Source organism: Corallococcus sp. BB11-1 (assembly GCF_026626625.1).
GTDB classification, from domain to species: Bacteria; Myxococcota; Myxococcia; order Myxococcales; family Myxococcaceae; genus Corallococcus; species Corallococcus soli.
The window spans coordinates 747120-771571 of the sequence record NZ_JAPNJY010000028.1 but is presented as its reverse complement, the minus strand read 5'-3'; the positions used below and the strand labels follow the sequence as shown (position 1 = coordinate 771571).

General features: G+C 71.7%; 21 protein-coding genes and 1 pseudogene. 18 read left to right on the top strand and 4 right to left on the bottom strand.

Annotated features, from left to right (window positions below; translation table 11 throughout):
• Nucleotides 1-26 precede the first annotated feature (26 nt).
• The gene (locus OV207_RS24345) at nucleotides 27-2258 is read left to right on the top strand and encodes an FUSC family protein (RefSeq protein ID WP_267557549.1); all 2232 of its coding nucleotides are present in this window, start codon (nucleotides 27-29) and stop codon (nucleotides 2256-2258) included.
• Between the two features lie 53 nt (nucleotides 2259-2311).
• A complete protein-coding gene (locus tag OV207_RS24340; protein ID WP_267557548.1) occupies nucleotides 2312-4222 on the top strand; it encodes an RICIN domain-containing protein in 1911 nt (636 codons plus the stop codon).
• A 24-nt stretch (nucleotides 4223-4246) separates the two neighbouring features.
• On the opposite strand, the gene OV207_RS24335 is transcribed toward OV207_RS24340, so the two are convergent.
• Nucleotides 4247-5008, bottom strand: a complete 762-nt coding sequence (locus tag OV207_RS24335) for an alpha/beta fold hydrolase (RefSeq protein WP_267557547.1) — start codon at nucleotides 5006-5008, stop codon at nucleotides 4247-4249.
• Nucleotides 5009-5229: 221 nt separating this feature from the next.
• Between OV207_RS24335 and OV207_RS24330 the strand changes: the two genes are divergently transcribed.
• From OV207_RS24330 to OV207_RS24300, 7 genes and pseudogenes are all read left to right on the top strand, one after another.
• Nucleotides 5230-6363: a hybrid sensor histidine kinase/response regulator gene (locus tag OV207_RS24330; protein ID WP_267557546.1), complete on the top strand. Its 1134-nt coding sequence runs from the start codon at nucleotides 5230-5232 to the stop codon at nucleotides 6361-6363.
• A 23-nt stretch (nucleotides 6364-6386) separates the two neighbouring features.
• Nucleotides 6387-8057, top strand: coding sequence for an RAD55 family ATPase (locus OV207_RS24325; RefSeq protein WP_267557545.1), 1671 nt, complete (start codon nucleotides 6387-6389; stop codon nucleotides 8055-8057).
• Nucleotides 8054-8410, top strand: a complete 357-nt coding sequence (locus OV207_RS24320; protein ID WP_267557544.1) for a response regulator — start codon at nucleotides 8054-8056, stop codon at nucleotides 8408-8410. Before OV207_RS24325 ends, OV207_RS24320 begins: the two co-directional genes overlap by 4 nt.
• Before the next feature lie 28 nt (nucleotides 8411-8438).
• Nucleotides 8439-8666, top strand: a pseudogene (locus OV207_RS24315) (MATE family efflux transporter); the annotation flags it as partial.
• Nucleotides 8667-8763: 97 nt separating this feature from the next.
• On the top strand, nucleotides 8764-9144 hold the full coding sequence (locus OV207_RS24310) for a response regulator (protein ID WP_193429100.1): 381 nt from the start codon (nucleotides 8764-8766) through the stop codon (nucleotides 9142-9144).
• Between the two features lie 96 nt (nucleotides 9145-9240).
• The gene (locus OV207_RS24305; RefSeq protein WP_267557543.1) at nucleotides 9241-10257 is read left to right on the top strand and encodes a hypothetical protein; all 1017 of its coding nucleotides are present in this window, start codon (nucleotides 9241-9243) and stop codon (nucleotides 10255-10257) included.
• Between the two features lie 76 nt (nucleotides 10258-10333).
• A complete protein-coding gene (locus OV207_RS24300; protein ID WP_193429098.1) occupies nucleotides 10334-10726 on the top strand; it encodes a hypothetical protein in 393 nt (130 codons plus the stop codon).
• 77 nt (nucleotides 10727-10803) lie between these two features.
• Here OV207_RS24300 and OV207_RS24295 read toward each other — a convergent pair whose 3' ends face one another.
• Both OV207_RS24295 and OV207_RS24290 read right to left on the bottom strand, forming a co-directional pair.
• Complete coding sequence (locus tag OV207_RS24295) at nucleotides 10804-12363, bottom strand: carboxylesterase/lipase family protein (protein WP_267557542.1); 1560 nt, start codon at nucleotides 12361-12363, stop codon at nucleotides 10804-10806.
• 205 nt (nucleotides 12364-12568) lie between these two features.
• Nucleotides 12569-12859, bottom strand: a complete 291-nt coding sequence (locus OV207_RS24290) for an alpha/beta fold hydrolase (protein WP_267557644.1) — start codon at nucleotides 12857-12859, stop codon at nucleotides 12569-12571.
• Nucleotides 12860-13385: 526 nt separating this feature from the next.
• Here OV207_RS24290 and OV207_RS24285 point away from each other — a divergent pair.
• From OV207_RS24285 to OV207_RS24270, 4 genes are all read left to right on the top strand, one after another.
• Nucleotides 13386-15467: a methyl-accepting chemotaxis protein gene (locus tag OV207_RS24285; RefSeq protein WP_267557541.1), complete on the top strand. Its 2082-nt coding sequence runs from the start codon at nucleotides 13386-13388 to the stop codon at nucleotides 15465-15467.
• A 95-nt stretch (nucleotides 15468-15562) separates the two neighbouring features.
• Nucleotides 15563-16198: a PAQR family membrane homeostasis protein TrhA gene (gene trhA, locus OV207_RS24280; RefSeq protein ID WP_267557540.1), complete on the top strand. Its 636-nt coding sequence runs from the start codon at nucleotides 15563-15565 to the stop codon at nucleotides 16196-16198.
• 399 nt (nucleotides 16199-16597) lie between these two features.
• The gene (locus OV207_RS24275; protein ID WP_193429093.1) at nucleotides 16598-17833 is read left to right on the top strand and encodes an FAD-dependent oxidoreductase; all 1236 of its coding nucleotides are present in this window, start codon (nucleotides 16598-16600) and stop codon (nucleotides 17831-17833) included.
• Nucleotides 17834-18016: 183 nt separating this feature from the next.
• The gene (locus OV207_RS24270) at nucleotides 18017-19327 is read left to right on the top strand and encodes a PQQ-dependent sugar dehydrogenase (RefSeq protein ID WP_267557539.1); all 1311 of its coding nucleotides are present in this window, start codon (nucleotides 18017-18019) and stop codon (nucleotides 19325-19327) included.
• Nucleotides 19328-19372: 45 nt separating this feature from the next.
• Here OV207_RS24270 and OV207_RS24265 read toward each other — a convergent pair whose 3' ends face one another.
• Nucleotides 19373-19717, bottom strand: coding sequence for a hypothetical protein (locus OV207_RS24265; protein WP_193429091.1), 345 nt, complete (start codon nucleotides 19715-19717; stop codon nucleotides 19373-19375).
• A gap of 196 nt (nucleotides 19718-19913) precedes the next feature.
• Between OV207_RS24265 and OV207_RS24260 the strand changes: the two genes are divergently transcribed.
• The 5 genes from OV207_RS24260 to OV207_RS24240 all read left to right on the top strand — a co-directional run bounded on the left by OV207_RS24260 (nucleotide 19914) and on the right by OV207_RS24240 (nucleotide 24418).
• Nucleotides 19914-20339, top strand: a complete 426-nt coding sequence (locus OV207_RS24260) for an OsmC family protein (protein ID WP_193429090.1) — start codon at nucleotides 19914-19916, stop codon at nucleotides 20337-20339.
• Nucleotides 20340-20457: 118 nt separating this feature from the next.
• The gene (locus OV207_RS24255; protein WP_193429089.1) at nucleotides 20458-21033 is read left to right on the top strand and encodes an RNA polymerase sigma factor; all 576 of its coding nucleotides are present in this window, start codon (nucleotides 20458-20460) and stop codon (nucleotides 21031-21033) included.
• A gap of 3 nt (nucleotides 21034-21036) precedes the next feature.
• Nucleotides 21037-21855, top strand: a complete 819-nt coding sequence (locus OV207_RS24250) for a hypothetical protein (RefSeq protein WP_267557538.1) — start codon at nucleotides 21037-21039, stop codon at nucleotides 21853-21855.
• A complete protein-coding gene (locus OV207_RS24245; protein ID WP_267557537.1) occupies nucleotides 21852-23498 on the top strand; it encodes a caspase family protein in 1647 nt (548 codons plus the stop codon). The genes OV207_RS24250 and OV207_RS24245 overlap by 4 nt, the downstream gene beginning before the upstream one ends.
• On the top strand, nucleotides 23498-24418 hold the full coding sequence (locus OV207_RS24240; RefSeq protein ID WP_267557536.1) for a carboxypeptidase-like regulatory domain-containing protein: 921 nt from the start codon (nucleotides 23498-23500) through the stop codon (nucleotides 24416-24418). The genes OV207_RS24245 and OV207_RS24240 overlap by 1 nt, the downstream gene beginning before the upstream one ends.
• Nucleotides 24419-24452: the final 34 nt, after the last annotated feature.

Below are 24452 nucleotides of genomic sequence, written 5' to 3'. Positions count from 1 at the left end.
CGGGGCCGGTGCTCTATGGGGGACGGGTGATTCGCCGTCAGCTCCTGGAGCATGCCAAGGCCGTGGCCCGCTTCGCCCCCGTGAAGCCCGCGGTGAAGGCGGGCCTGCGCGCCGCGCTCGCCATCTTCGTCCCCATGGCCGTGGGCGCCGCGCTGAAGCTGCCCGGCGAGCTGTGGCTGGCCATTGGCGGCTTCAACACGTCCTTCGTCGACAAGGGCGGCTCCTATCATGCGCGCGCCCGGGCCATGGGCGGCACGGCGCTGGCGGCGGCGGCGGCCGTGGTGGTGGGCAGCCTGGTGGGGCTGTCCCCCTCGCTGTCCATCCCCCTCACCCTGGTGTGGGTGACGGCGTGGAGCTTCGCGGGCGTGTACGGCGCCGCGGCGAACACCACCGGCAACATCGCCGCCACCACCTTCGTCATCGCCGTGGCGCTCCCCGGTGAGGGGCCCGCGCAGGCGCTCGTGTCCGGGGCCGCGCTGCTCGCGGGCGCGGCGTGGGCGATGGTGCTGTCGCTGGTCCTCTGGCCCATCCGCCCCTACCGGCCCGCGCGCAAGGCGGTGGCGGCGTGCTTCGACGCGGTGGCGGACTACGCGGAGGCCCTGTCGCGCGTGTCGCAGGGCGCGCGCGAGGACTCCTGGCAGTTGCTCATCCAGGAGCAGCACGGGCGCATCCGCGAGACGCTGGAGGTGGCGCGCACCACGCTCACCGCCACGCGCCAGGGCCGCGTGGAGCGCGGACGCGGAGAGCGGCTGCTGGTGCTGCTGGAGACCGCGGACGCGATGTTCATGGGCCTCGTCGCGCTGGCGGAGGAGCTGGAGAGCCTGGGCCCGCCGGTGAGCGCGGTGGGCGACCCGCGCGCGGCGGTGGTCGTCGCGCTGCTGGACTGCGCGCACACGGCGCGCGACCTGGTGCGGCTCACGCAGCAGGAGGGCAGGAGCCGCCGGCCCCAGCCGGACTGGGATGGCAGGGCGCTGCGCGACGCGCTCACCGACCTGGACGCGCGGGGGCTCCTGACGCGCCTGGAGCGGGCGCGGCTGCTGGACGTGGCGCGGCTGCTGACGGAGCTGCGCGAACGCGCGGACGTGGCGCTGGACACCGCGTGCCGGCTGCCCGGGCCGCCGGTGGCGGGCTCGGCCGCGCCCCAGCGGGAGCTGGCCGAGGAGGCCCACCCCTCCCTGCTGGAGCCCCTGCGCGCGCACCTCACGCTGGACTCGGAGGTGGCGCGGCACGCGCTGCGCGTGGGCGTCACCACCACCGCCGCGGTGTGGATCTCCAGCGTCTTCCTGCCAAACCACAGCTACTGGGTCACCATCACCGTCCTCACCGTGATGCAGCCGTACACCGGGCCCACCTTCCTCAAGGCCCTGCAGCGCGTGCTGGGCACCGTGGTGGGCGGCATCCTCGCCATCGCCGTGTCGTCGTGGTTCCAGGATCCGCGCCTGATGATGGGGCTGGTGTTCTGCACGGCGGCGCTGTGCGTGAGCCTCATCCCGCTCAACTACGGGCTGTTCACCGTCTTCGCCACGCTCACCTTCGTGCTGCTCGCGGAGCTGGGAAGCGGGGACTGGACGCTCGCGCCGGTGCGCATCGTCAACACGCTCATCGGCGGGGTGCTCGCGCTCGCGGGCACCTTCTTCCTGTGGCAGCGCTCGGAGGAGGAGCGCTTCCCGTCGCAGATGGCGGAGGCCCTGCGCGCGGACCGTGAGTTCTTCGGCGTGCTGTCCTCCGCGTGGCAGCGGGGCGAAGCGCCGCCGGAGCAGGCGCTCGCGGAGGCCCGCCGCAAGCTGGGGCTCGCCACCATCAACGCGGAGACGTCCTTCCAGCGCCTGCTCAACGAGCCGCGCTGGAGCACCGAGGCCCTGGAGCCGCTGATGACGCTGCTCGCCTTCACCCGCCGCTTCGCCGCCGTCTGCACCCTGCTCGCGTCGCGGCGCTCCGTGCCCTCCACCCCGCGGGTGCGCGAGGCCCTGGAGCGCTACGCCACCGCCATGGACGCGGCGATGGAGGACCTGGCGGACGCGGTGCTCCACGGCCGGCGCCCCCGCGCCCTGCCCGCCTTCGACGCGCTGCTGGGCTGGAACGTCACCACCCCGGACGCGCCGGGACTGGCCCTGGGCAACGAGGCCCCCCTGCTCCAGTCCCAGCTGGAGCGGCTCACGCGCCAGCTCTCCGCGCTCCACGGCGCCGCCACCCGCCGCATGGAGGCCCCTCCGAGCCCCGCGCCCGCGTCCCAGCCATCCACGACAGGCTGGCTATAGCCGTAAAAGCAGAATAGACAGCCGGGCCTTCCCCCTCGTCGTTGGAGTCCCGCATGTCCTCCGTGCCGTCGCGTCCCTGGCTGTCCCGTGTCCCCCTGTGTGGCCTGCTGCTGACCGCCGCCACGCTCGTGTCCCCCGCCGCGAGCGCGGCGAACGAATCCGTCCGGGTGTGGCTGACCACGACGTCGGGCAGCAGCCTCGTGAAGAAGCTCAACGCGGAGGCGAACCGGACGTTCGGCGCGGAGAGCGGCACGGCGCCGGCCATCGACGTGAACGACAACACGACGTACCAGACGCTGGACGGGTTTGGCGGCGCGCTGACGGATTCGTCCGCGTGGCTCATCTACAACTCGCCCCACCGCACGACCATCATGAACGACCTGTTCAGCGTGGGCGCGGGCGCCGGCTACAGCGTCATCCGCCTGCCCATGGGCGCGTCGGACTTCTCCCGCAGCAACTACACCTACGACGACACCTGCTGTGACCTGAACGACTTCTCCGTCGGGCACGACGCGGCGTACATCCTGCCGCTGCTCCAGCAGGCGCGCGCCATCAACCCGGAGGTGAAGATCTTCGCGGTGCCGTGGAGCGCGCCCGCTTGGATGAAGTTCAACAACTCGCTCTCCGGCGGCGGCTACCTGCGCAACGACCTGTACGGCATGTACGCCCAGTACTTCGTGCGCTTCACGCAGGCGTACAACGCGTACGGCGTGCCCATCCACGCGTTCAGCACCCAGAACGAGCCGCACAACGCCAACAGCAGCTACCCGACGATGCAGATGGAGTCCAACGACCAGTCCATCTTCACCGCGCAGCACCTGAAGCCCGCGCTCAACGCCGCGGGCTTCGGCGGCGTGAAGCTGCTGGCGTGGGACCACAACTGGCACGACGGCTCCGGCCCCGCGGGCTTCCCGCACGAGGTGCTGTCCTACAACGGCGGGCAGGCGCAGGGCGCCGTCGCGGGCGCGGCGTACCACTGCTACGAGAGCCCCGAGGGCAGCTACACCGTGCAGAGCGACTTCCGGAATGCGTGGCCCAACAAGGAGGTGCACTTCACCGAGTGCACCGGCGGGTTCTGGGCGACGAACGCCGCGGCCAACCTGGAGTGGGCGCTGCAGAACAACCTCTTCGGCCCGCTGCGCCACTGGGCGCGCACGTCGCTGTACTGGAACATCGCGTTGGATCCGAACCACGGGCCGCGCGTGGGCGGCTGCGCGGACTGCCGCGGCATGCTCACCGTGAACAACGCCAACGGCACCGTCACCCGCAACGAGGAGTACTACGCGTGGGCGCACCTGGCGAAGGTGGTGCGGCCGGGCGCCGTGCGCGTGGGCGCGACGACGCTGGGCAACAACAACATCGAAACGCTCGCCTTCCGCAACCCGGACGGCTCGCACGCGCTCATCGCGCTGAACTCCAACGACGGCGCGACGCTCGGCTTCAAGGTCCGCTGGGCCGGGCAGGCCTTTGAGTACTCGCTGCCGCCGCGCTCGGTGGCGTCCTTCCAGTGGGGCGGCGCGACGGGCGGCCCGCAGGGCCCGTGGTACCGGATGGTCAACAAGGCCACCGGCAAGTGCCTGGACCTGGTGGGCCCCTCCGCGGCGGATGGCGCCGGGCTGCACCAGTGGACGTGCCACACGGGCGCAAGCCAGCAGTGGGCGCTGGTCGCCACGGACGGCGGCTACTCGCGGCTCGTGTCGCGCTACAGCGGCAAGGTGCTGGACGTGGAAGGCGTGAGCGCCGCGGACGGGGCGCGCGCGCAGCAGTGGTCGTGGGCGGGCGGGGCCAACCAGCAGTTCAAGCCGGTGGCCACCTCCGGGGGCTTCTCCCGCTTCGAGGCCCGCCACAGCGGCAAGGTGCTGGACGTGGCCAACTGCTGGAACACGGGAGACGGGGCCGCGCTCCAGCAGTGGGGCTGGGCCAACAACGACTGCCAGCAGTTCCGCCTGGAAGCCATGCCCTGAAGTCCGCGCGACAGGCCCGGCGCTTCAGGGCACCGTCGCGAGGAACGCGTCCAGCAGGGCGTTCACCTGCTCGGGCGCATCCAGTTGCACCCAGTGCCCCGTGCCCGTCACCGTCTTGAACGGCAGCCCCGGGACGAGCACGTGGTACGCGCCGGGGGATTCATTGAGCGGCGTGATGACGGACAGCGCCGGCCCGGGGTAGCGCTTCAGCGCGGACTCCGGGTCGAACGTCAGCAGCGCGCCCATGGCGGCATGCATCGCGCCGTGGGCGGTGCGCCCCAACTGCCCCAGCACCCGCTCGCGCACCTCCGGCGTGGAGGTCGTCAGCATCCCCTGCCAGTACGCCCCCGCCACCTCCCGCCACTGTTCAGAGGCCAGCCCGTCCATCATCCCCCGGGCCTGCTCGGGCGGGACGGAGCGCCCGTCGGAGGCGGGGTCCAGGAGGAACAGGCCCGCGACGCGCTCCGGGTGCGCGCCCGCCCAGGCCGCGCACACCGCGCCGCCCAGGCTGTGCCCCACCAGCACCACGCGCGACAGCCCCAGGCCGTCCACCACCGCGCCCACGTCCTCCGCGAGCTGCTCGATGGTGAAGGGGCCCGGGGCCGTGAACGTCGACCGGCCGTGCCCCCGCAGGTCCAGGGCCACCGCCCGGCGGTGCGGGCGCAGGTGCGCAAGCTGCGCGGCCCAGTGCTCCGTGCTCCCGGCCGCCGAGTGCACGAACACCACCGGCGTCCCCGTCCCCGCGCCACCATCATCCACGTACAGCTCTCCAGCCGCGCCCTTCATGGCCCATTGCCTTTCCGCGCGGGCGTTCCCGGCCCGCGCTGCTCGCCCAGCACGTCGCCCCATTCCGGGCCACCCTGACGGGAAATCGACCCATCCCACGGCCGCTTCCGTCCGGAGCCCAACACCCTCCGGGCGGGCATGCACGCGCTCACCATTCTTTTCGATCCAGGTGGTTCCATTCCTCGGGCAAGCACCCACTTTTCCGTGCACGCCCAAGGCACGTGACGACCTCCGACCTTCATCCAGAATCCGGCGCCCGCCCCAGGACCACCGTCCTCAACGTCAACGACGACGCGGCGACGCTGTACCTCTTGAGCCTCACGCTCAAGCAGGGCGGCTACCACGTCATCGAAGCCACCTGCGGCCAGGAGGCGCTGACGCTCGCGCGGGGGATGCCGGACCTGGTGCTGCTGGACGTGCACATGCCGGACATCGACGGCTATGAGGTGTGCCGCCGCCTGCGCGCCGACGAGGGCACCCGCGACCTGCTCATCGCGCACCTGTCCTCCGTGTCCGTCCGGCGCGAGGACCGGGTGAAGGGGCTGGCCCAGGGCGCGGACGCGTACTGGACCCGGCCCCTGGCGGAGGACGAGCTGCTGGCCAACATTGAAGCGCTGCTGCGCCTTCAAGCCCGCGCCCGGGACGCGGTGCGCGCGCGCGACCGGTTCCTGCACATCGCGGCGCACGAGCTGAAGACGCCCATGACGGTGCTGCGGCTCAACCTGGAGCGCGCCGTGCAGCTCGTGGTGACGGACGCGGACGGTCTGGTGTCCACCGGCCCGGTGGAGAAGCGGCTCACCCCCGCGGTGCGCCAGCTCACCCGGCTGCAGAACCTGGTGGACAGCCTGCTGGACGTGTCACGCCTGTCCACCCGGGACATGGAGCTGGACGTGCAGACCGTGGACCTGTCCCAGCTGGTGCGCGAACAGGTGGAGCGGCTGCAGCCCCAGGCCCGCAGCGCGCGGGTGACCCTGGACGCGGACCTGCCCGAAGCGCCCGTCGTCCTCTTCGGGGACGCCCAGCGGCTGTCGCAGGCCGTGTCCCACCTGCTGACGAACGCCATCAAGTTCGGTGAGGGCCAGCCCGCGCACGCGCGCCTGGAGAAGCAGGACGACCACGCGGTGCTGACGGTGGAGGACCAGGGCGTGGGCATCGCGCCGGAGGACCACGCGCGCATCTTCCGCCGCTTCGAGCGCGTGACGACGGGCGAGCGCTTCGACGGCCTGGGCCTGGGCCTCTACCTGGCGCAGGCCATCGCCACCGCCCACGACGGCACCCTCACCGTGAAGAGCGCCCTGGGCCAGGGCGCGCGCTTCGAGCTGCGGCTGCCCCTGCACCTGACCCGACGGTACTGAGCATCCCCCCAGGAGACTTCTTCGTGGCGAACAAAGAGGACGGCATCAACGACGTGCAGGCGCAGGAAGGCAGGAGCCCCTCGAAGCGGCTCGTGACCAACGTGCCCCGCCTGGACTTCATCACCAAGGGGGGCCTCATCCAGGGGTCGTCCTACGCCATCATCGGGCCGCCGGGCTCCGGCAAGACGGTGCTGGCCAACCAGATCGCCTTCCAGCACGTGCGCAACGGCGGCAAGGCGCTCTACGTGACGCTCCTGTCCGAGTCCCACGGGCGCATGCTGGAGAACCTGTCGCAGATGAAGTTCTTCGACGCGAGCGCCATCCCGGACCGGCTGCAGTACCTGAGCGCGTACCGCGACCTGGAGAAGGAGGGTCTCAAGGGCCTGCTGGACCTGGTGCGCAAGCACGCCCAGCCGCACGGCGCCACGCTGCTCATCATCGACGGCATGGACGCGGCCAAGGAGTTCGCCCGCTCGGACCTGAGCTTCAAGCGCTTCCTCCAGGACCTGCAGACCTTCTGCAACATCCTGGGCTGCACCTCGCTGCTGCTCGCGCCGCACCACGAAGGGGAGATCCACCCGGAGAACACCGCGGTGGACGGCATCTTCGAGCTGTCCCTGTGGCTGCACGGGCCGCGCGCGGTGCGCGAGCTCATCGCCATCAAGTTCCGGGGCGGCCCTTCGCTGCTGGGTCGCCACGAGGTGGAGATCTCCGACGAGGGCATGGTCATCCACCCGCGCACGGAGGTGCAGTTCGCGCACCCCGCCGCGGAGGGGCGCGAGGACCGCATCCGCATGCCCTTCGGCATCCCCCGCCTGGACGACGCGATGCGGGGCGGGCTGCTGTCCGGCTCCACCAGCCTGCTGCTGGGCGCGCCCGGCACCGGCAAGACGCTGCTGGGCCTGCGCTTCCTGCTGGAGGGCGCGCGCGCGGGCCAGCCGGGCTTCTACTTCGGCTTCTTCGAAACGCCCCCCCGCCTCATCGAGAAGGCCCTGGGCACGGGCATGAAGGACTTCAAGAAGTACGTGGACGAGGGCCTCATCGAAATCCAGTGGCAGCCGCCCCTGGAGCACAACCTGGACTCGCTGGCGGAGCGGCTGCTGGAGCGGATCGACGCGCGCAAGGCGGACCGGCTGCGCCTGTTCATCGACGGGGTGGCCGGCTTCCGCTCCGCCGCCGTGTACCCGGACCGCATGGGCCGCTTCTTCTCCGCGCTCACGCACCAGTTGCGCATGATGGACGTCACCACGCTGTACTCGGATGAGACGCCCCTGTTCAGCCCCGGCGTGGACATGCCCCAGCCAGAGGCCGCGTCCACCGTGGAGAACGTCATCCTGCTGCGCTACGTGGAGCTGCGCTCCCAGCTCTACCGGCTGCTCTCCATCATGAAGATGCGCGAGAGCGCCTACGACAGCAGCATCCGCGAGTTCTCCATCTGCGAGGACGGCATCACCGTCGCGGACACCTTCGAGAGCGCGGAGAGCATCCTCACCGGCCATGCGCGCATGACGTCCAGGGGCGCGACGGCGGGCCTGGGCCGCAAGTCCGCGCTCGATGCCCCCCTGGGCGCGAAGAAGGCGAAGGCCCCGAAGGCGAAGGCCCCGAAGGCGAAGGCCCCGAAGGCGAAGGCCCCGAAGGCGAAGGCCCCGAAGTCCAGGCCGAGGACAGGCGCCGCCCGCCGGGGGCGCGCATGAAGACCGTGCTCGTCGTGGACGATGAACTGGACATCGCGGAGGCCGTCCAGGCCATCCTTGAAGAGGAGGACTACCGGGTCGTGCTCTGCGGCAACGGCCGCGAGGCCCTGGAGAAGCTGACGGAGTTGAAGCCCGCCCTGGCCATCATCGACGTGATGATGCCGGTGATGAACGGCTATGAAACCATCGACGCCATCCGCAAGGACACGGGCCACACCTTCCCCATCCTCGTGATGAGCGCCATCCAACCGCCGAAGGGCAAGTCCGCGGAGCAGGGCTGGGCCGGCTTCCTCAAGAAGCCCTTCTCGCTCGATGACCTGCTGACCGCCGTGGCGCGGCTGACGGCAAGCTAGGCCCGGGAGGGCGCACGTCTTCGAGGGCGCCACCTTCCCCGTCTACATGGCCGTGGCCTCCATGGTCTGCATGAGCCTGCCCCTGGGCTACTTCCTCGTCTTCCACCTGCACCTGGGGCTCGCGGGCGTGTGGCTGGCGGTGGCGGCGGATGAGTGGACGCGGGGCTTCGCCATGTGGCTGCGCTGGCGCAGCCGGGCCTGGGAGCGCCTGTCGCTGGTGACGCCCGTGGAAGCGCCGCCCGTCCTCGCCCACTGAGGCCGGCTCAGGGACGTGACTGTCCGCAAGTGCCCCTTCCCCGCCCTCCCGGGGCGACAGGGATGCGAAGCCGCGGCGGGCGGTATAGGGTTTGACAGTGGATGCTCTCGACAATCCTTCGACACTGCTCGTCGTCGAAGGCTACGACGACCTGCGCGAGGCGCTCGTGGCGCTCTTCGTGCTCGAGGGCTACACGGTGCTGTCGGTGGCCACCGCCATGCAGGCGATGGACGTGCTGGCCCGGCTGCCCCGGCGCCCCTGCCTCATCCTGCTGAGCCTGATGCTCCGCAACCCGGAGGACCAGGCGTTCCTGTCCAGGCTGCGGAGCATGGACCCGGCCCCCCGGCCGCCGGTGCTGGCGCTGACGGCGGATCCGGACCTCCAGGCGCCCCTGCCGGGCACCGTGGGCCTGCTGGGCAAGCCCGTGCGCACGGAGGTCCTCCTGGCCGCCGTGGACCGCTACCGGGCCCGGCCGTAGTCCTCGGAAGGTCCGAAACCACGCAACTTCCGGCGCCTTCCGGCGACAATCCCTCAACGGCCACCGTCGTCCGGGTGGTTCGAGGGGGAACCAGCCATGTCCAGAGTCGGTGAAGCCAGCGGTGGTGTCGCAGCGCGTGTCCAGCAGGCCCGGGCCCAGGAGGTCCGCCCGCCGCCGCCTCCTCCCGCCCCCGGTGTCCGCAACACCTCCGACACCTTCGAGCGCGCGCCCGCGGCCCACCGGGGCTCGCCCGCGCTGGGGACGCCCACGCCGGTGGCCACGCCCACCCCGGTGGGGACGACGGGCACCCCGGTGGCGGCGACCGACACGGTGGCCACGTACCAGTCCGGCCCGCCCCAGCGGCCGAACATCCAGCACGACAACGGCTTCCTGCAGAACCCCAACGACCCCAACGACCCGAACCCCATCCCCACGGAGAGCCCCGGCCTGGCGGACTACGCGGCGCTGGCCGAGTGGGAAGTGAAGCAGCGCGGGGCCCGCGCCCTGCAGGGCGTGCCGGGCGTGCCGCACAACAACATCCCGGACGGCCTGGATGCCTACGACCACTTCCTGCATGGCGGCGGGGAGGATTCGCACTTCAGCTACGAGCGCTTCGTGGCCACGGACCCGTCCGGCCAGGCGGTGCTCACCAACTCCACGCGCGACACGCAGCAGGGCGCGGAGGCGTACTACAACCAGCTCGTGGCCAATGATCCGTCGCTCGCCGGCAAGCCGGTGACGTTCCAGATCACCGGCTCGCAGATTGGCGTGGGCTCCAGCGAGCAGTTCCCGTACCCGGAGACGGAGAACTGGCAGAAGGCCATTGGCGGCCACTCCACCTGGAACAGCGCCACCGTCACCGTCTACCCACCGGAGCAGCCGGGCGGCAAGCCGCGCTTCGAGATGGACATGACGCTGCACGCGGAGGACCGCTACAACTTCAACCCGGGCCAGGCGGACATCGCCACGGGCGCGCCGGACGCGGACAACGGCCGCTTCGAGCGGACCGGCCTGGGCCACCAGTACACCAACTACAGCCAGCTCCAGCGTCACGTGACCTGGACGCAGGGGAGCCCCGAGAATGCGGTGTCACGTCCCATGGGCGGCCGTTAGGCGCGCGCTCGCTTCCACCCTGCTGCTGGGGTGTGCTTCGCTCGCTTGTGACAAGCCCGCATCCGGGAGTTCATCCATGACGACGCAAACGGCCGCTCCGGCCGCGAAGACGGGGACGGACCTGGAGACGCTGGAGAAGAACGCCACGCTGCCGCTGCGCCCCCAGCAGGTGCGGTGGCGCCAGTCCCTGCGCGGCGTCCAGGGGGGCCTGGGGCCCACCGACACGCAACTTCTCGCGGTGCTGGAGTACTCGGCCGCGGACGCGCAGGCGCTGCTCTCCACGCTGAAGACGACGCGGCTGACCGTGAAGGTGGACGACGGCGGGTGGCTGCCGGAGGCCACCCGCGAAGCCCTGAAGCAGGCCACCGCCTACGAGGCGACGCCCTTCTTCAAGTCCTCGCTGCGCCAGGGCACCGTGTTCCACCTGCCAGCGTCGAACACGTTCGTGCTGGTGCTCTTCAGCACGTAGTCCCGCCACCAGGCCGGTGGAGGACGACGGGGCCCGGGCGCGCCCTCGCGCCCCGGCCCCGCTTTGTCTCCCCTGGACTACGGGCGCGTGCCCACGGGCCGGGGACCCCGGGGCTCCGGCCGGGGCTCGGGCACGGAGCGCCCGGTGGGCGGGGTGGTGTCGGTGTCCGCGCCGTTGATGATGGCGCTCGCGAGCAGGAAGGCATTGAGCCGGAGCAGCATGAAGTTCTGCTCCACCTTGGGCGGCTGCTGCGCGCGCATCAGGTGGTCCTCGCCCTTCTCGTGGCGGGGCCACTCACTGGCGGGCGCGGGAGCCCCCGTCCTGGCGAAGTCCAGCAGCCAGCCGCTCACCATGCGGGCATACGCCCGGTCCTCGTCGGTGATGACGGCCTGCGTGGGCGGGCACCGGGCCGCCGTGTCGAGGAAGTACGGCACCTCCTCGCCGTGCCCCACGCCGTTGGGCCGCTCGGGGCGCAGCCGGGTGGCGGTGTATTCGAAGTAGCAGCGCCACACCTGCGACGCCTTCGCGTGCAGGTCCGCGACCTGCCGGGGGATGAGGGTGAAGAGGATGTCGCGGCACACCTGGCGCGCCAGCTCCGTGTCGTCGTTCACGCCCGGGTAGAGCAGCTTGATGGGGACGCCCTTGTCGCGCAGGGCCTGGAGGATCTCCATGGGGTCGCGCCGGAAGGCCTCCAGCACGCTGACGTCGTCGTTGGTGCTCCCCAGGATGAGGGGCACGCGCGCCTGCTGCTCCGCCTGGAACGTGGCCAGGATGGACAGCGGCATCACGGAGTCCCCGCAGATGGCCACGGGCGCGGTGGACGTCTCCGCGGGCTGCTTCCAGAAGTCCTCCGCGGGCAGCTTCCGCAGGCGCTCCGGCGTCGCTTCGCCGTCCGGCACGCCCATGCCCCGCGACAGCGCCTGGCCCCGGACGAGCGCCTGCTCCAGGGGGATTTCATCCAGCCCGTACACGCTGAGCGCCACGCCCCGGTGGAAGAGCGGACGCGCCGCCTCCATGCAGAACAGCGACAGCACGCTCTTGCCGCCCGCGGACTGGCCCGCGATGGTGACGCGGCTCGGGTCGCCGCCGAAGCGCTCGATGTTGCGGTTCACCCACTGGAGCGCGGCGAGCTGGTCCAGCAGACCGAAGTTCACCGGGCCCCCGCCCCGCTCCGCCTCCAGCGCGGGGTGGGCGAAGAAGCCCATGTGGCCCAGCCGGTAGTTCAGCGTGACGAAGACGGCCTCGCGCGAGGCCAGCGGCACGCCGTCGTACGGGGGCAGCCCGCCGGAGCCGATGACGAACGCGCCGCCGTGGATCCACACGACGACGGGGAGCTTCGCCTGCGCATCCACGCGAGGCGTCCAGACGTTGAGGTAGAGGCAGTCCTCGCCCATGGGGCCCGGGTCCCCGCCGCCGCCCGCGATGCAGGCCTCGCGCGACTGGAGCGACGCCTTGCCAAAGGCAGTCGCCTGACGCAGGTGCTTCCAGGGGATGACGGCCCGGGGCGCGCGCCACCGCAGGTCCCCCACGGGGGGCTGGGCGTAGGGAATGCCCTTGAAGGCAAACACACCCTCTTCCACGATGCCCTGCAGCGGACCTTCGACGGTGCTGACGACGGGTGCGGACTGTTTGACCATGATTTGAACCCCCCAGAGGCCCGCCCACTTCAGGCGGGCGGAAGCGAAGTAGAGGTTCAGCGGATGCAAGTCAATGCGCCGCCCCCCAAAGGCAGACACGCGTCCTGCAACCGACGGACGTCTGCGACCCGGGAGCATCAGGGAGACGCCGTACCGCGGGAGCCATGCGCGGCGCGTTGACGCACGCGGAGGGAGGCCCCGGGCGCTACCGCGCGCCCTGCCCTGCCGCGGACGGCGCCGGGCTCAAGGCCTCCGCGCCTTCGAGGTGCTCGCGCAGCAGCGCGTTGATCCGCTCCGCGAAGCGCAGCGTGACGCCGTGGGAGGCCTGGGTCATCTCCACGTAGCGGGCGCCAGGGATCCCCGCCGCCAGCGCCTGTCCCGCGGCGGGAGGCGCGATGGGATCATGCGTGGCGCTCACGACCAGGGTGGGCACGCCGGAGAGCCCGCGAAGGAACGGGGTGGCGTCCGCGCGGCCCATGGCCCGGAACTGTCGCATCGCCACGGGGGGTTGCCGGACAGCTTCGCGCGCCGCGAACATGGTGGCCAGCCCCCGCCCCCGGTCACCCCGGACCACATCGCGGGCGGGCGAGCGTGCATCCAGGCCTCCAGCCTGGAGCCTTGAAGACGGAGGCAGGGACGGATGCGCGCCTCCTGCCCCATCCAACGCAGCAGGTCCCGCTTCCTCCAGCCCCCTGCGCGACCGGTGGCACCCCTGACAGAGAACGACGGCGGCCTGGGACAACCTGGTGAGACAGCCTCTCGCGAGGATGTTTCATGAAAAATGAAAACAATGATTCCAAGCTTTACATGCGACGCGCATGAGCCTCCGCCCGCCTGCGCACGGGCGCCCCGGAGGCGAGGCAGCACGGCGGCCGGCCGAGGCATTGGGGACCCATTTTACAGAGGGCCCCCTGGCGCTGGAGCATCTGTCGCAAATGGGTCATTCCTGCTTCTTCATTCTCGACCTCCTCCGTGTATCTGCTCGCGTCAAGAACACCCGGACGGGGGCTGTTTCACGGCTCATGGCCCTGGGCCTTGCATTGTTCTTCGTCCTCGCGCTGGCCCCGGCCGCGCACGCCCAACCGACCCAGGAGGCGACGGTGCCGGCGCTGGACGGCTGGCGCTTCCGCTGGGGGGATTCGCCGCTCGGCCCTGACGGCGTGCCCACGTGGGCGAAGCAGGCGGAGGGGGCCGCGGGCTGGGAGCCCATGACCGCGCTCAAGATGCCGCCGGGCCGGGGAGACCGCACGCTGCTCTGGGTGCGCATCCCGGTGCCCCAGGGCCCGTGGCACGAACCCGCCCTGTTCCTGGGCAACGTGGCCAACGCCTTCGAGGCGTACGTCGACGGCCAGCGCGTCCACGTCAGCGGCAGGCTGGACCCCGCGGGACAGGAGACGATGGCGAACATGGCGTGGCACCTGGTGCCCCTGCCTCCGTCCGCCGTGGGCCGGCACGTGCTGCTGCGCATCCAGGCCACGGGCCCCGCCATCGGCGTCACGCGCGACGCGCGGGTGGGCGCGCGCCATGCGCTGCTCGCGGCGGAGACGCGCCGGGGGCTCGCGCCCTTCGTCATGGGGACGCTGCTGGTCGCCATCGGCGTGACGGCCCTGGGCGCCGCCATCCTGCGCCGCCAGCGGCGGCTGCTCGTCGCGCTGGCGGTCTTCTCCGTCGGCTCCGGCATGCTCCTGCTGGGCTCCAGCTCCCTGTCCACGGCGCTCTGGAACCAGGAGGCCGTCGGGAGCCTCTTCACGCTGCTGGGCTCCTACGCCGTGCTGCCGAGCCTCGCGTGGTTCATCTCCGATACCGTGAGCGAGGACAAGCTGCGCTGGTTCCGCCGGGGCGCGGCGGTGGTGACCGTGCCCGCCGTCATCCAGGCCGTGCTCGCGCTCGTCGACCTGGGGATCGTCTGGCGGCTCTTGCCCGCCTTCATCCTCTATTCGTTGCCCGGCCTGATGGTCTGCGTCGGCGTGGCGGCCTTCAGGGCGTGGAAGGGGGACCCGGATGCCCGCATCTTCGTCGCGGGCCTGGGCGTCCTCAGCTTCTTCCTCATGCTCAGCACGCTGCCCATGCTCGGCCTGATGGAGGCCACCGACAGCCTGGTGCACTGGGGGTTCCTCGCGCTGACGCTGTCGCTCGTGGGCATCGTCGCGAGGCGTTCGTCGCTGGTGGTGCGCTCGCTGGCGGAGCACGCCCAGCTGCTGGATGCGCGGCGCAAGGAGGTGCGCGAGCTGGCCCACAGCATGGGCCGCGGGGCGGATGAGCTGGCCGCCGTGGTGCAGCAGCTTCGCACCACCAGCGAGGAGCAGACCGCCGGCATCAGCCGCCAGGCCTCCGCGCTCCAGGAGCTGGAGCAGACCGTGCAGGAGATCCGCCAGGGCTCGCACATCACGGCGGACAAGGCCCGGCTGCTCGCCGCGTCGGCGGAGAGCGCCGAGCGGGTGGGACGCGAGGGCGGAGAGGCCATCGGGCGGACGCTGACGGACCTGGCCGCCATCCGCTCCGAGGTGTCGGAGATGGCCGCGCGCATCCTGGCGCTCGACGAGCGCACCCGCGAGGTGTCCGGCATCGTGGACGACGTGAAGACGCTGGCGGATCAATCCAACATGCTGGCCATCAACGCCGCCATCGAGGCGGTGCGCAACGGCGACAGCGGCAAGGGCTTCAGCGTGGTGGCGAAGGAGATGCGCAGCCTGGCGGACCAGTCCATCCGGGCCACCCAGCGCATCCGCGACGTGCTCGACGGCGTGAGCGCGACCATGCGCGAGACGGCGAAGATGAGCGAGCAGGGCGAACAGCGGGTCCAGGTCAGCCTCAACGCGGTGCGCACCTCCGGCTCGCAGCTCCAGAAGCTCACGGGCATCATCGGTGACACCACCGGCAGCGTGCGGCAGATCACGGAGGCGGTGGCCCAGCAGGACACGGGCACCTACCAGATTGCCCAGGCCATCCAGGAGCTGTCCGGCCAGATGCGGCGCACGCTGAAGGTCGTGGAGGAGACGCAGACCGTCACCCGCTCCGTCCAGACGCTGGCGGAGAGCATGTCGGGCATCGCCAGCCAGGCCCTCAAGTCCGGCTCGCTGGACGAACAGCGCCCCGCCGCCTGAGCCCCCGCCACGGGCCTGCCGGATATCGGACGGACCCGGCCGCCACGGCGCCCACCGCTGACGCGACCGTGACGTGGCCGGGGTACGAGCAGGCCATGGATGAGCTGAAGCCCCGGCTGCGGGGCGTGTCGCACATGCTGGCGTTCGTGGCGGCGCTGTTGGCGTGCGTGTACCTGGCCCGGGCCCCCGTGCAGGGCGTGCAGTACGCGGCCAACCTCACGTTCGGCTTCAGCATGGTGCTGATGTTCGGCGTGAGCGGGACCTACCACTGGCCCACGTGGAGCCCCGCGACCTACCAGCGGCTGGGGAAGTTCGACCACGCGGCCATCTACATCCTCATCGCGGGGAGCTTCACGCCGCTGGCCACGCTGGACCTGGCGGGAGGCTGGAGCCGGCAGTCGCTCTGGGTGATGTGGGCGGCGGCCCTCATGGGCGCGACGCTCACGCTGCTGGGCATCTCCGCGTCACGGGGGCTGCGCTCCTCGCTCTACGTCGCGCTGGGGCTGGTGTCGACGCCGGTGATGCTGCGGCTGTCGGGCGTGATTGGCCCCACCCGGGTCAGGTGGCTGGTGTTCGAAGGGGTGCTCTACGCGGTGGGCGCCGTGGTGTACGCGCGCCGGTGGCCGGATCCCAAGCCCGCGGTCTTCGGCTACCACGAGCTGTTCCACGTCATGGTCATCGCCGCGGCGGCCCTGCACTACGTCATCCTGGTGGATGTCCTGGGACCCTAGCGGCCGGGCAAGGACTCGCATCCTGGCGGGTCGGGAACGGACGCTGGACTCCCGCTTCCACTGGAGTCCAGCCGTTCCAGGCAGCGCACCCTGACGCGCTGCCGTGGTCCGGCGCGCGCAGGGGTTCCGAGGCCAGGAGCTACCTCTTCTTCTCTTCCTTGGCCTTCTTCTTCTTCTCCTGCTTCTCCTTCGTCGTCAGCTTCGGCTTGTTGTCCTTCTTCGCCTTCTCTTGACCCTTGGGCACGGTGCGTCTCCTTGCGCCGGACTGCGGCGGGCCGAAGCTTAACGTGCCCACCCCTCCGCGGTCCTCTTTTCCCCAGGCCCCACGAGTTCGAGCGTCGGGCGTGTCCGCGCGTCTAGGATGCCCGCGCCCCGCTTCTTGCCGGGCAGGGGAGCACCATGTCCGAGTCCGTCACCACGCAGTGCTGCATCGCGGGGGGAGGCCCCGCGGGAATGATGCTGGGCCTGCTGCTCGCGCGCGCCGGAGTGGACGTCACCGTCCTGGAGAAGCACGCGGACTTCCTGCGCGACTTCCGCGGCGACACCCTCCACCCGTCCACCCTGGAGCTGATGCATGAGCTGGGATGGATGGAGGAGCTGCTCGCCCTGCCCCACTCGAAGGCGCCGCTGCTGCGCTTCCAGAGCGGCACGCACGACGTGGTGGTGGGCGACTTCCAGCACCTGCCCACGCACGCGCGCTACATCGCGTTCATGCCCCAGTGGGACCTGCTCGACTTCCTCGCGCGCAAGGCCTCCGCGTACCCGGGCTTCCACCTGCGCCGGCGCGCCGAGGTGACGGACCTGGTGCGCGGCGACCAGGGACAGGTCGTGGGCGTCCAGGTGCGCACCCCCGAAGGGCCCCTGGAGGTGCGCGCCCCGCTCGTGGTGGCCGCCGACGGGCGCACGTCCACCGTGCGGCAGCGCTCCGGCCTGGACGTGGAGGAGCTGGGCGCGCCCATGGACGTCCTCTGGTTCCGCGTGACGCGCAAGCCCGGGGACCCCGTGGAGCCCGTGGGCCGCTTCGAGGGCGGGCAGGTCTTCATCCTCATCAACCGGGGCGACCTGTGGCAGTGCGGCCGGGTCATCGCGAAGGGGGCCTTCGGGCCCCTGCGCGAGCGCGGCCTGGAGTCCTTCCAGCGCGACTTCGCGAAGCTCGCGCCCTTCCTCGCGGACCGGGCCCCGGAGATCGCGACCTGGGACGACGTGAAGCTGCTCACCGTGCGGGTGGACCGGCTGCGCACCTGGTATCAGCCCGGGCTGCTCTGCATCGGGGACGCGGCGCACGCCATGTCCCCCGTGGGCGGCGTGGGCATCAACCTCGCCGTGCAGGACGCCGTGGCCGCCGCGAACCTGCTCGCCGCGCCGCTGCTCGCTGGCGGCGTGACGCCCGCGCACCTGCGCCAGGTCCAGGAGCGCAGGGAGTGGCCCACGCGCCTCACCCAGCGGGCCCAGGTCCTCATCCAGGACCGCGTGCTGAGCCCCGCGCTGAAGGACCCGTCTCCGCGCACGCGGCTGCCCCTGCCCCTCTGGCTCATCCAGCAGGTCCCCGCCCTGCGCCGCATCCCCGCGCGCCTCATCGGACTGGGTGTCCGGCCTGAGCACGTCCGCACACCGGCCGCGCCGCCCCCGCGGTGAAGGGCCGCACGTGCGCGGCCACCCCGCTGCACGGGTCGCCAGGGCGCACGCGGGACGGGCGGACGCGGGACGTGTCCTGCGCTGAGCAGCCGGCGCCCCGCGCTTCCCACAACTCAACACCCTTGGGCGGGCCCGGCATCCATCCATCACCTGGGCGGGAGGAGCGTCCGTAGAGAAGTCCCCATGACCGTGCTCCCCCGCCTCTCGCTCTGCGTGACGGCCGCGCTGTTCCTGACGGACTGCGCGCACCGCCCCGCCACCGCGTCGCTGCCACCGCCGGGACAGGCGCCCGCCCTGCCCGCGCCGGACCCCAGCTTCGACGTGAAGCGCTACAGCTCCGTCGTCGGGTGGCCGCAGGGCAAGCGCCCCGTGGCCCCCGAAGGCTTCGAGGTGACGCGCTTCGCGAGTGATTTGCGCAACCCGCGCTGGACGTACGTGCTGCCCAACGGGGACGTGCTGGTGGCGGAGGCCAGCTCCGAGTTCAAGAGCGAGCAGGACCAGAAGGAAGCCATCGCGTCCGGCAAGGTGCGCTCGCAGAACCTGGGCAACAGCGCCAACCGCATCACCCTGCTGCGCGACGCGGACCACGACGGCACCCCGGAGGTGCGTCAGGTCTTCCTGGAGGGACTGAAGCAGCCGCTGGGCATGCTGCTGCTGGGCGACCGGTTCTACGTGGCCAACACGGACAGCGTCTGGCGCTACCCGTACACCGCCGGTGAGACGACGCTCCAGGCCCCGGGAGAGAAGCTGCTGGACCTGCCGGCGGGCGGCTACAACAACCACTGGACGCGCAACCTGCTGGCCAACGCGGACGGCTCGAAAATCTATGTCTCCGTGGGCTCGGCCAGCAACGTGGCGGAGCATGGCCTGAAGGAGGAGGAGCGCCGCGCGAACATCCTGGAGATCAACCCGGATGGCTCCGGCGAGCGCGTCTACGCGAGCGGCCTGCGCAACCCGGTGGGCATGGGCTGGGCCCCGGGGACGCGCGAGCTGTGGACGGCGGTGAACGAGCGCGACGACCTGGGCGAGGACCTGGTGCCGGACTACCTCACGCGCGTGGAGGACGGCGGCTTCTACGGCTGGCCCTTCGCGTACTTCGGCGCCCACGAGGATCCCCGCATGGCCGGACAGCGGCCGGACCTGGTGGCGAAGACGCTGGTGCCGGACGTGCCCCTGGGCGCGCACACCGCCTCCCTGGGGCTGGCGTTCTACGAAGCCCAGGCCTTCCCGGAGAAGTACCAGGGCGGGGCGTTCATCGGGCAGCACGGGTCGTGGAACCGCGCGGAGCTGTCCGGCTACAAGGTCGTCTTCGTGCCCTTCCGGGACGGACGCCCCCAGGGCCCGCCGGAGGACTTCCTCACGGGCTTCATCGCCGACGCCGCCCAGGCCCAGGTGTACGGCCGGCCGGTGGGCGTCACGGTGCTCCCGGACGGCGCGCTGCTGGTCGCGGATGACGCCAGCAACACGCTGTGGAAGGTGTCCGCGAAGCGCTGACGGCGCGGGGGGCCACGGCCTCGCCGCCGCGGCCCCCGGGGTGCGTCAGTGCAGCTCGCAGGTCTCGCAGACCGGGCGGATGAGCTTCCACGCGCCGCACGTGGTGCCGTAGCAGCAGCGCTGGTGCAGGCTGCCCGGACGGCCGTAGGCGCCACGCGGCCAGCTGCCGTCACCGCCCACCTCCGTGCACGCCTTGCAGGCGTCCGCCCAGATGATCTGCGACTGGATGCTGCCACCAATCTGACAGTGGGGCGTGTCGCCAATCTCCTGCTCGACCTGGGCGTCGACGATTGCGGGCGGCGTCACGTCCACGTCCTCCGCCGGGCCACAGGCCGAAAGGATGCCGACGGAGACGCTCATCAGGACCAGGACGCGGATCATGTTTCGCATGCAGGAGACTCCAGGTGGTGGAGGCACAGGTGCCTCGCACCCCCAGTCCGTCAGAGTGCACCGCTCCACGCAAGCCCTGCCCCTGAAACCGTGTCATGCGAAGGGTTGGGGATGTGATGGCTGGTTTTGTGAGGAATTGTCAGGCCTTGCCCAGCGCCCTACCTTCCGCGCGGACACGGAACAGGAGACGAACGCCATGGGCATCAGCAAGGGCAGTGCGCAGTGGACCGGTGGACTGAAGGACGGCAAGGGTTCCATGAAGCCGGGCCACGCCCCGGAGGTCCCCTTCTCGCTCGGCACCCGCTTCGAGGGCCAGCAGGGCAGCAACCCCGAGGAGCTCATCGGCGCGGCGCTGTCCGGGTGCTTCTCCATGGCCCTGTCGCTGGGGCTGGAGAAGGCGGGCCTGAAGCCCACCAGCATCAAGACGAACGCGGACGTGCAGCTGGACAAGCAGGGTGAGGGCTTCGCCATCACCACCATCGCGCTCAGCACCGAGGTCGCCGTCGCCGGCACGGACGACGCCCGGTTCCAGCAGATCGCCGAGGAGACCAAGAAGGGCTGCCCCGTCTCCAAGGCCCTCGCCGGCGTGAACATCACCCTCAAGGCGAAGCTCGTGAGCTGACGGCCGCACCCCTCGCAGGGAATGCGCACGAAGCAGGCCCCTGGATGTCGTCGTCCAGGGGCCTTCGTGCTTCAAGGGGCCTGTGGCCGATTCACCAGGAGGGAGGTCTTCCTGACAGGTGGGTGAGACGGAGGCATTCGCGGACGAGGTTCGGCGGGCAACGCAGGGGGAGTCGTCCGCCTTCAGTGAGCTCTACCGCCGCACACGGCCGCTGGTGGCACGACTGGTCGCGGGTTTCGGCACATTGGATGCGGACGAGGTGGAGGACGTCCTCCAGGAGTCCTACGTCCGGGCGTTCCGGGGGCTGCCCCGGCTGAAGGAGGCCGGGGCCTTCACCCCCTGGCTGCTGACCATCGCGCGCAACCGGGCGCGCACGAAGCTGGAGCGCCGCACGGCCCTGCGGCGGATGGAGGACACGCTGGCGGATCCCGAACCGGAGTCGGTGCCGGCCCTGCCTCCGGCGCTCCAGGTGGAGCGGGACATCGCGGTGGTGCGGCAGCTCATCGCCGAGCTGCCCGAGGGTGAAGAGAAGAAGACCGTGCAGCTCTTCTACCTGGAGGGACAGCTGTCAGCGCGGGAGATCGCCGAACAGCTCGGCGTGGGCAAGAGCACGATCACGATGCGGTTGGAGCGGTTTCGTGGGCGCATCAAGCGGGAGCTCCTCCAACGGGTGCTCGCCGGACGGTGGGAGTGACACGTGAAACACCTGGATGCCGCCGTGATGCGCGACCTCGCGAACCGGGACCCCGACGCGGTCGCCTGGTTCCGTGAACACCTGGCCTCGCCGTGTGAGGCGTGCGAGGTCTTCCTCGCCACCCACTCGGACGCGCTCGACGGGCGCACGGATGCCCTGCTGCTGAACCTCGCCCCGGCCCGGGCGGTGGAGGCAGGGGCCGAGCCCGCCAACGTGGTCCCCCTGCGCCGCCCTGCCCCGCGCCCGCGCTTCGCCGCGCCGCCGGGGCGCTACTGGGGCTGGATGGCCGGCGCCATCGCGGCCTCCGTGCTGATGGTGGTGCTGGTGCCCCGCGTGAAGGGGCCCGTCTCCGGCGCGGCGCCGGCCGGCATCGAAGGCGCCGAGGGAATCAAGGGCGCGGGGCGCATCTCCCTGGAGGTGGCGGTGGTCGCCCGGAGCCCGGAGGGCGGGCTGCGCCGGGTGGATTCCGGCGCCGACGTCACGAAGGAAGAGGTGCTGCTCGTGCGCTACCACGCCACCGAGTCCGGCACCGCCCTGCTCTACCAGCAGCGGCCGGACCAGCCTCCGGAGCTGCTGGGCCACTTCCCCCTGGAGGCGGGCACGCACGACCTGGCGGGGCCGGAGGGCCTGGCGGGCGTGAGCCTGGAGGCGGACGAGGGCCCGCTGACCCTCATCCTGGTCGCCTTCACGTCATGGGAGCCCGCCTCGGAGGCGGACGCGCTCGCGGCGCTGGGGACGGACGCGGCGGCGGATTCACGCCCGGGGACGGTCGCGCGGTTCGACGTGCGCGTGCGGACAGGACAGACTTCGCGCCAACCGTGAGGCCCCTCCTCCTCTTCCTGCTCGCCGCCCTCACCGCCTGCGCGGGTCCCTCCGTCGCATCCGGGGAGAAGGGCGGGCTCGTGCCGCTGCGGCTCGACGCGGCGGACCTGTCCCGTGCGTACACGCCCCGGCGGCTCGCGCTGCTCGTGGGCGTGTCGTCGTTCGACGACCCCCAGTGGCGCGACCTGCGCTTCTCCGCCAAGGACGCCACGGACCTGGGGCGGGTGTTGAAGGATCCCTCGCGCGGCCACTTCGACCAGGTGCGCGTGCTCACGCGTCCGGAGGAGACGACGAAGGAGGCCATCCTCGCGGCGCTGCGGCAGCTGCGGCGCGAAGCCACCCGCCCGGACGACGTGGTGATGGTGTACCTGTCCGCGCACGGCACGCTCGCGCGCGACGGCCGGGGCGAGCTGACCCGCTACCTGGTCACGCGGGACGCGTCCTACCGGGCCATCCCCCAGACGGCGCTCTCCATGGACGCGCTGAAGGCGGAGTTCGAACAACTGCCCAGCCGCCGACGGCTGCTCGTGCTGGCCACCTGCCACAGCGGCAGCGGCAAGTCGCTGCTGCCCCGCGAGCTGGAGGTGGAGCTGGCCGGCATCAAGTCCGGCTTCTACGCGCGCCCGCTGGAGGACTCCTCGCGCGCCTCCATGGTGTTCGCCGCGAGCGACTGGGGCGAGACGGCGCGCGAGGACGCGGGCCTGCGCAACGACATCTACACGTACTTCCTCATCGAGGGCCTGGGCGGCGCCGCGGACCGCAACGGGGATGGCGCCGTCACCGCCACGGAGGCCCACGACCACTCGCGCCGCCGCACCTTCGCCTTCACCGAGGGCCGGCAGCGGCCGTCCGCGGAGATCCTGGAGGTGGGCGCGGATCCGGTCATCCTCGCCGGCCGCATCGACCGGACGGGCCAGCCCGAGCTGTTCTCCTACAGCCCGCGCCTGGACGGCTTCACCCTCAAGGTGGACGGGGAGTCCCGCCTGGAGCTGCCCGGCGGCGCCGCGGTGGGCCCGGGCCGGCGCACGGTGGAGCTGACCAAGGGCGACACGGTCCTCATGCGGCGCGAGGTGGACGTGGCCCGGGGCGAGCGCCTGCCCCTGGAGCGCCTGCTGTCGGAGGCCATCCCGCGCCGCGCGCTGTCGCTCGTGGGGGGCATGGTGTCGTTCGCGGACGGCAAGAGCCGCCGCGAGCTGCTGCCCGCCGCGCCCCAGGTGGGCGTGGTGCTGCGCCTGGAGGACCTGCCGCTCCAGGACCTGGGGCTGATGGTGGACGTGGGCCTGGGGCGGGGCCGGCGCACGCTCCAGGTGGCCCCCGGCAGCGAGGTGCCCTTCGGCTACACCACGCTCACGCTGGGCGCCGCGGTGCCCTACCTGTGGCGCTGGGAGCGGCTGACGCTCTTCGCGGGGCCGCGTGTGGCCGCGCTGTACCTTCGCAGGTCCTTTGAAGTGGAAGCCTTCTCTGGGGGCCAGCGCTACTTCACCGTCAGCCCGGGTGTGGTGGGAGGACTGGCCTGGCGCCTGGGTCAGCGGCTGGAATTGACCGCGCAGGGCCACGGGATGTTGACGTACGTGGTGGTGGACGGACAGGGACAGGCCGTGGGCTTCATCGGCGGACACGCCGGCGTGGGGTACCGCTTCTGATGCGACGCGCACACTGGCTCCTGAAGCTCACGTGGCCCTCCCTCGCGCTGGCCCTGGGCGCCTGCGGCAACCTGGACAACACCCCCTTTCGCACGGGCACCGTGCACGGCCGCCTCACCGAGTTCGATCCAGCCGTCGCGCTGGTGTCGTTGGTGGGAGCGCCCGACGCGCGTGGCACCGTGGACGCGGAGGGCCGCTTCACGCTCGCGGACGTGCCCGCGGGCCCGGCGGAGCTCTTCATCGTCGCCACCGCCAGCAAGGCCGCGCGCGTGCCCCTCACCGTGCAGGGGGGCCAGTCCGTGGCGGTGGAGGACGTGGCGCCCAGGCCGGCCGGCACCCTTGACCTGAAGGTGAAGTCCCGGGGCAGCCTGAAGCTCACGCAGGCGCAGGTGTCGCTCGTGGGCACGCCCTTCCAGGCGCTGCGGCTGGACGTCGCGGGCAAGCAGCGCATCGGGCCCCTGCCGGAGGGCTGCTACGAGGTGCGCGTCCTGGCGCCTGACTTCGCCACGGCATCCGGCCAGGGCTGCGTGGGCCCGGGGGAACAGAAGCTGCTGAAGCTGGAGCTCATCCCCGAGGACGCCTGGGGACAGCGGGGCTGCGCGGAGACCGGCTGCGACAGCGACACCCACTGCGCGCCCAACGGGCAGTGCGTGGGGTGCCTGGACGACTCGCAGTGCGCCGCGCCGCTCGCCTGCCGGGGCATGCGGTGCGAAGGACCCGGCGCCGAGTGCGCCCCCTGCGAGGGCCACTGGCAGTGCACGCCCGCGGCGCGCTGCGCGGACGTTCCCGGCAACGCCATGGCCTGCGTGATGGACTGTGGCGTCGGGAGGCCCGCGTGCACCGACGGGCTCACCTGCCAGGACGGCCACTGCCTGCCGGATCCATCCCGCTTCGCCACCTGCGGCGACTTCCGACAATAGGCCGGGCGTGGCCGTTCCGACGCGGGGCGGGTCT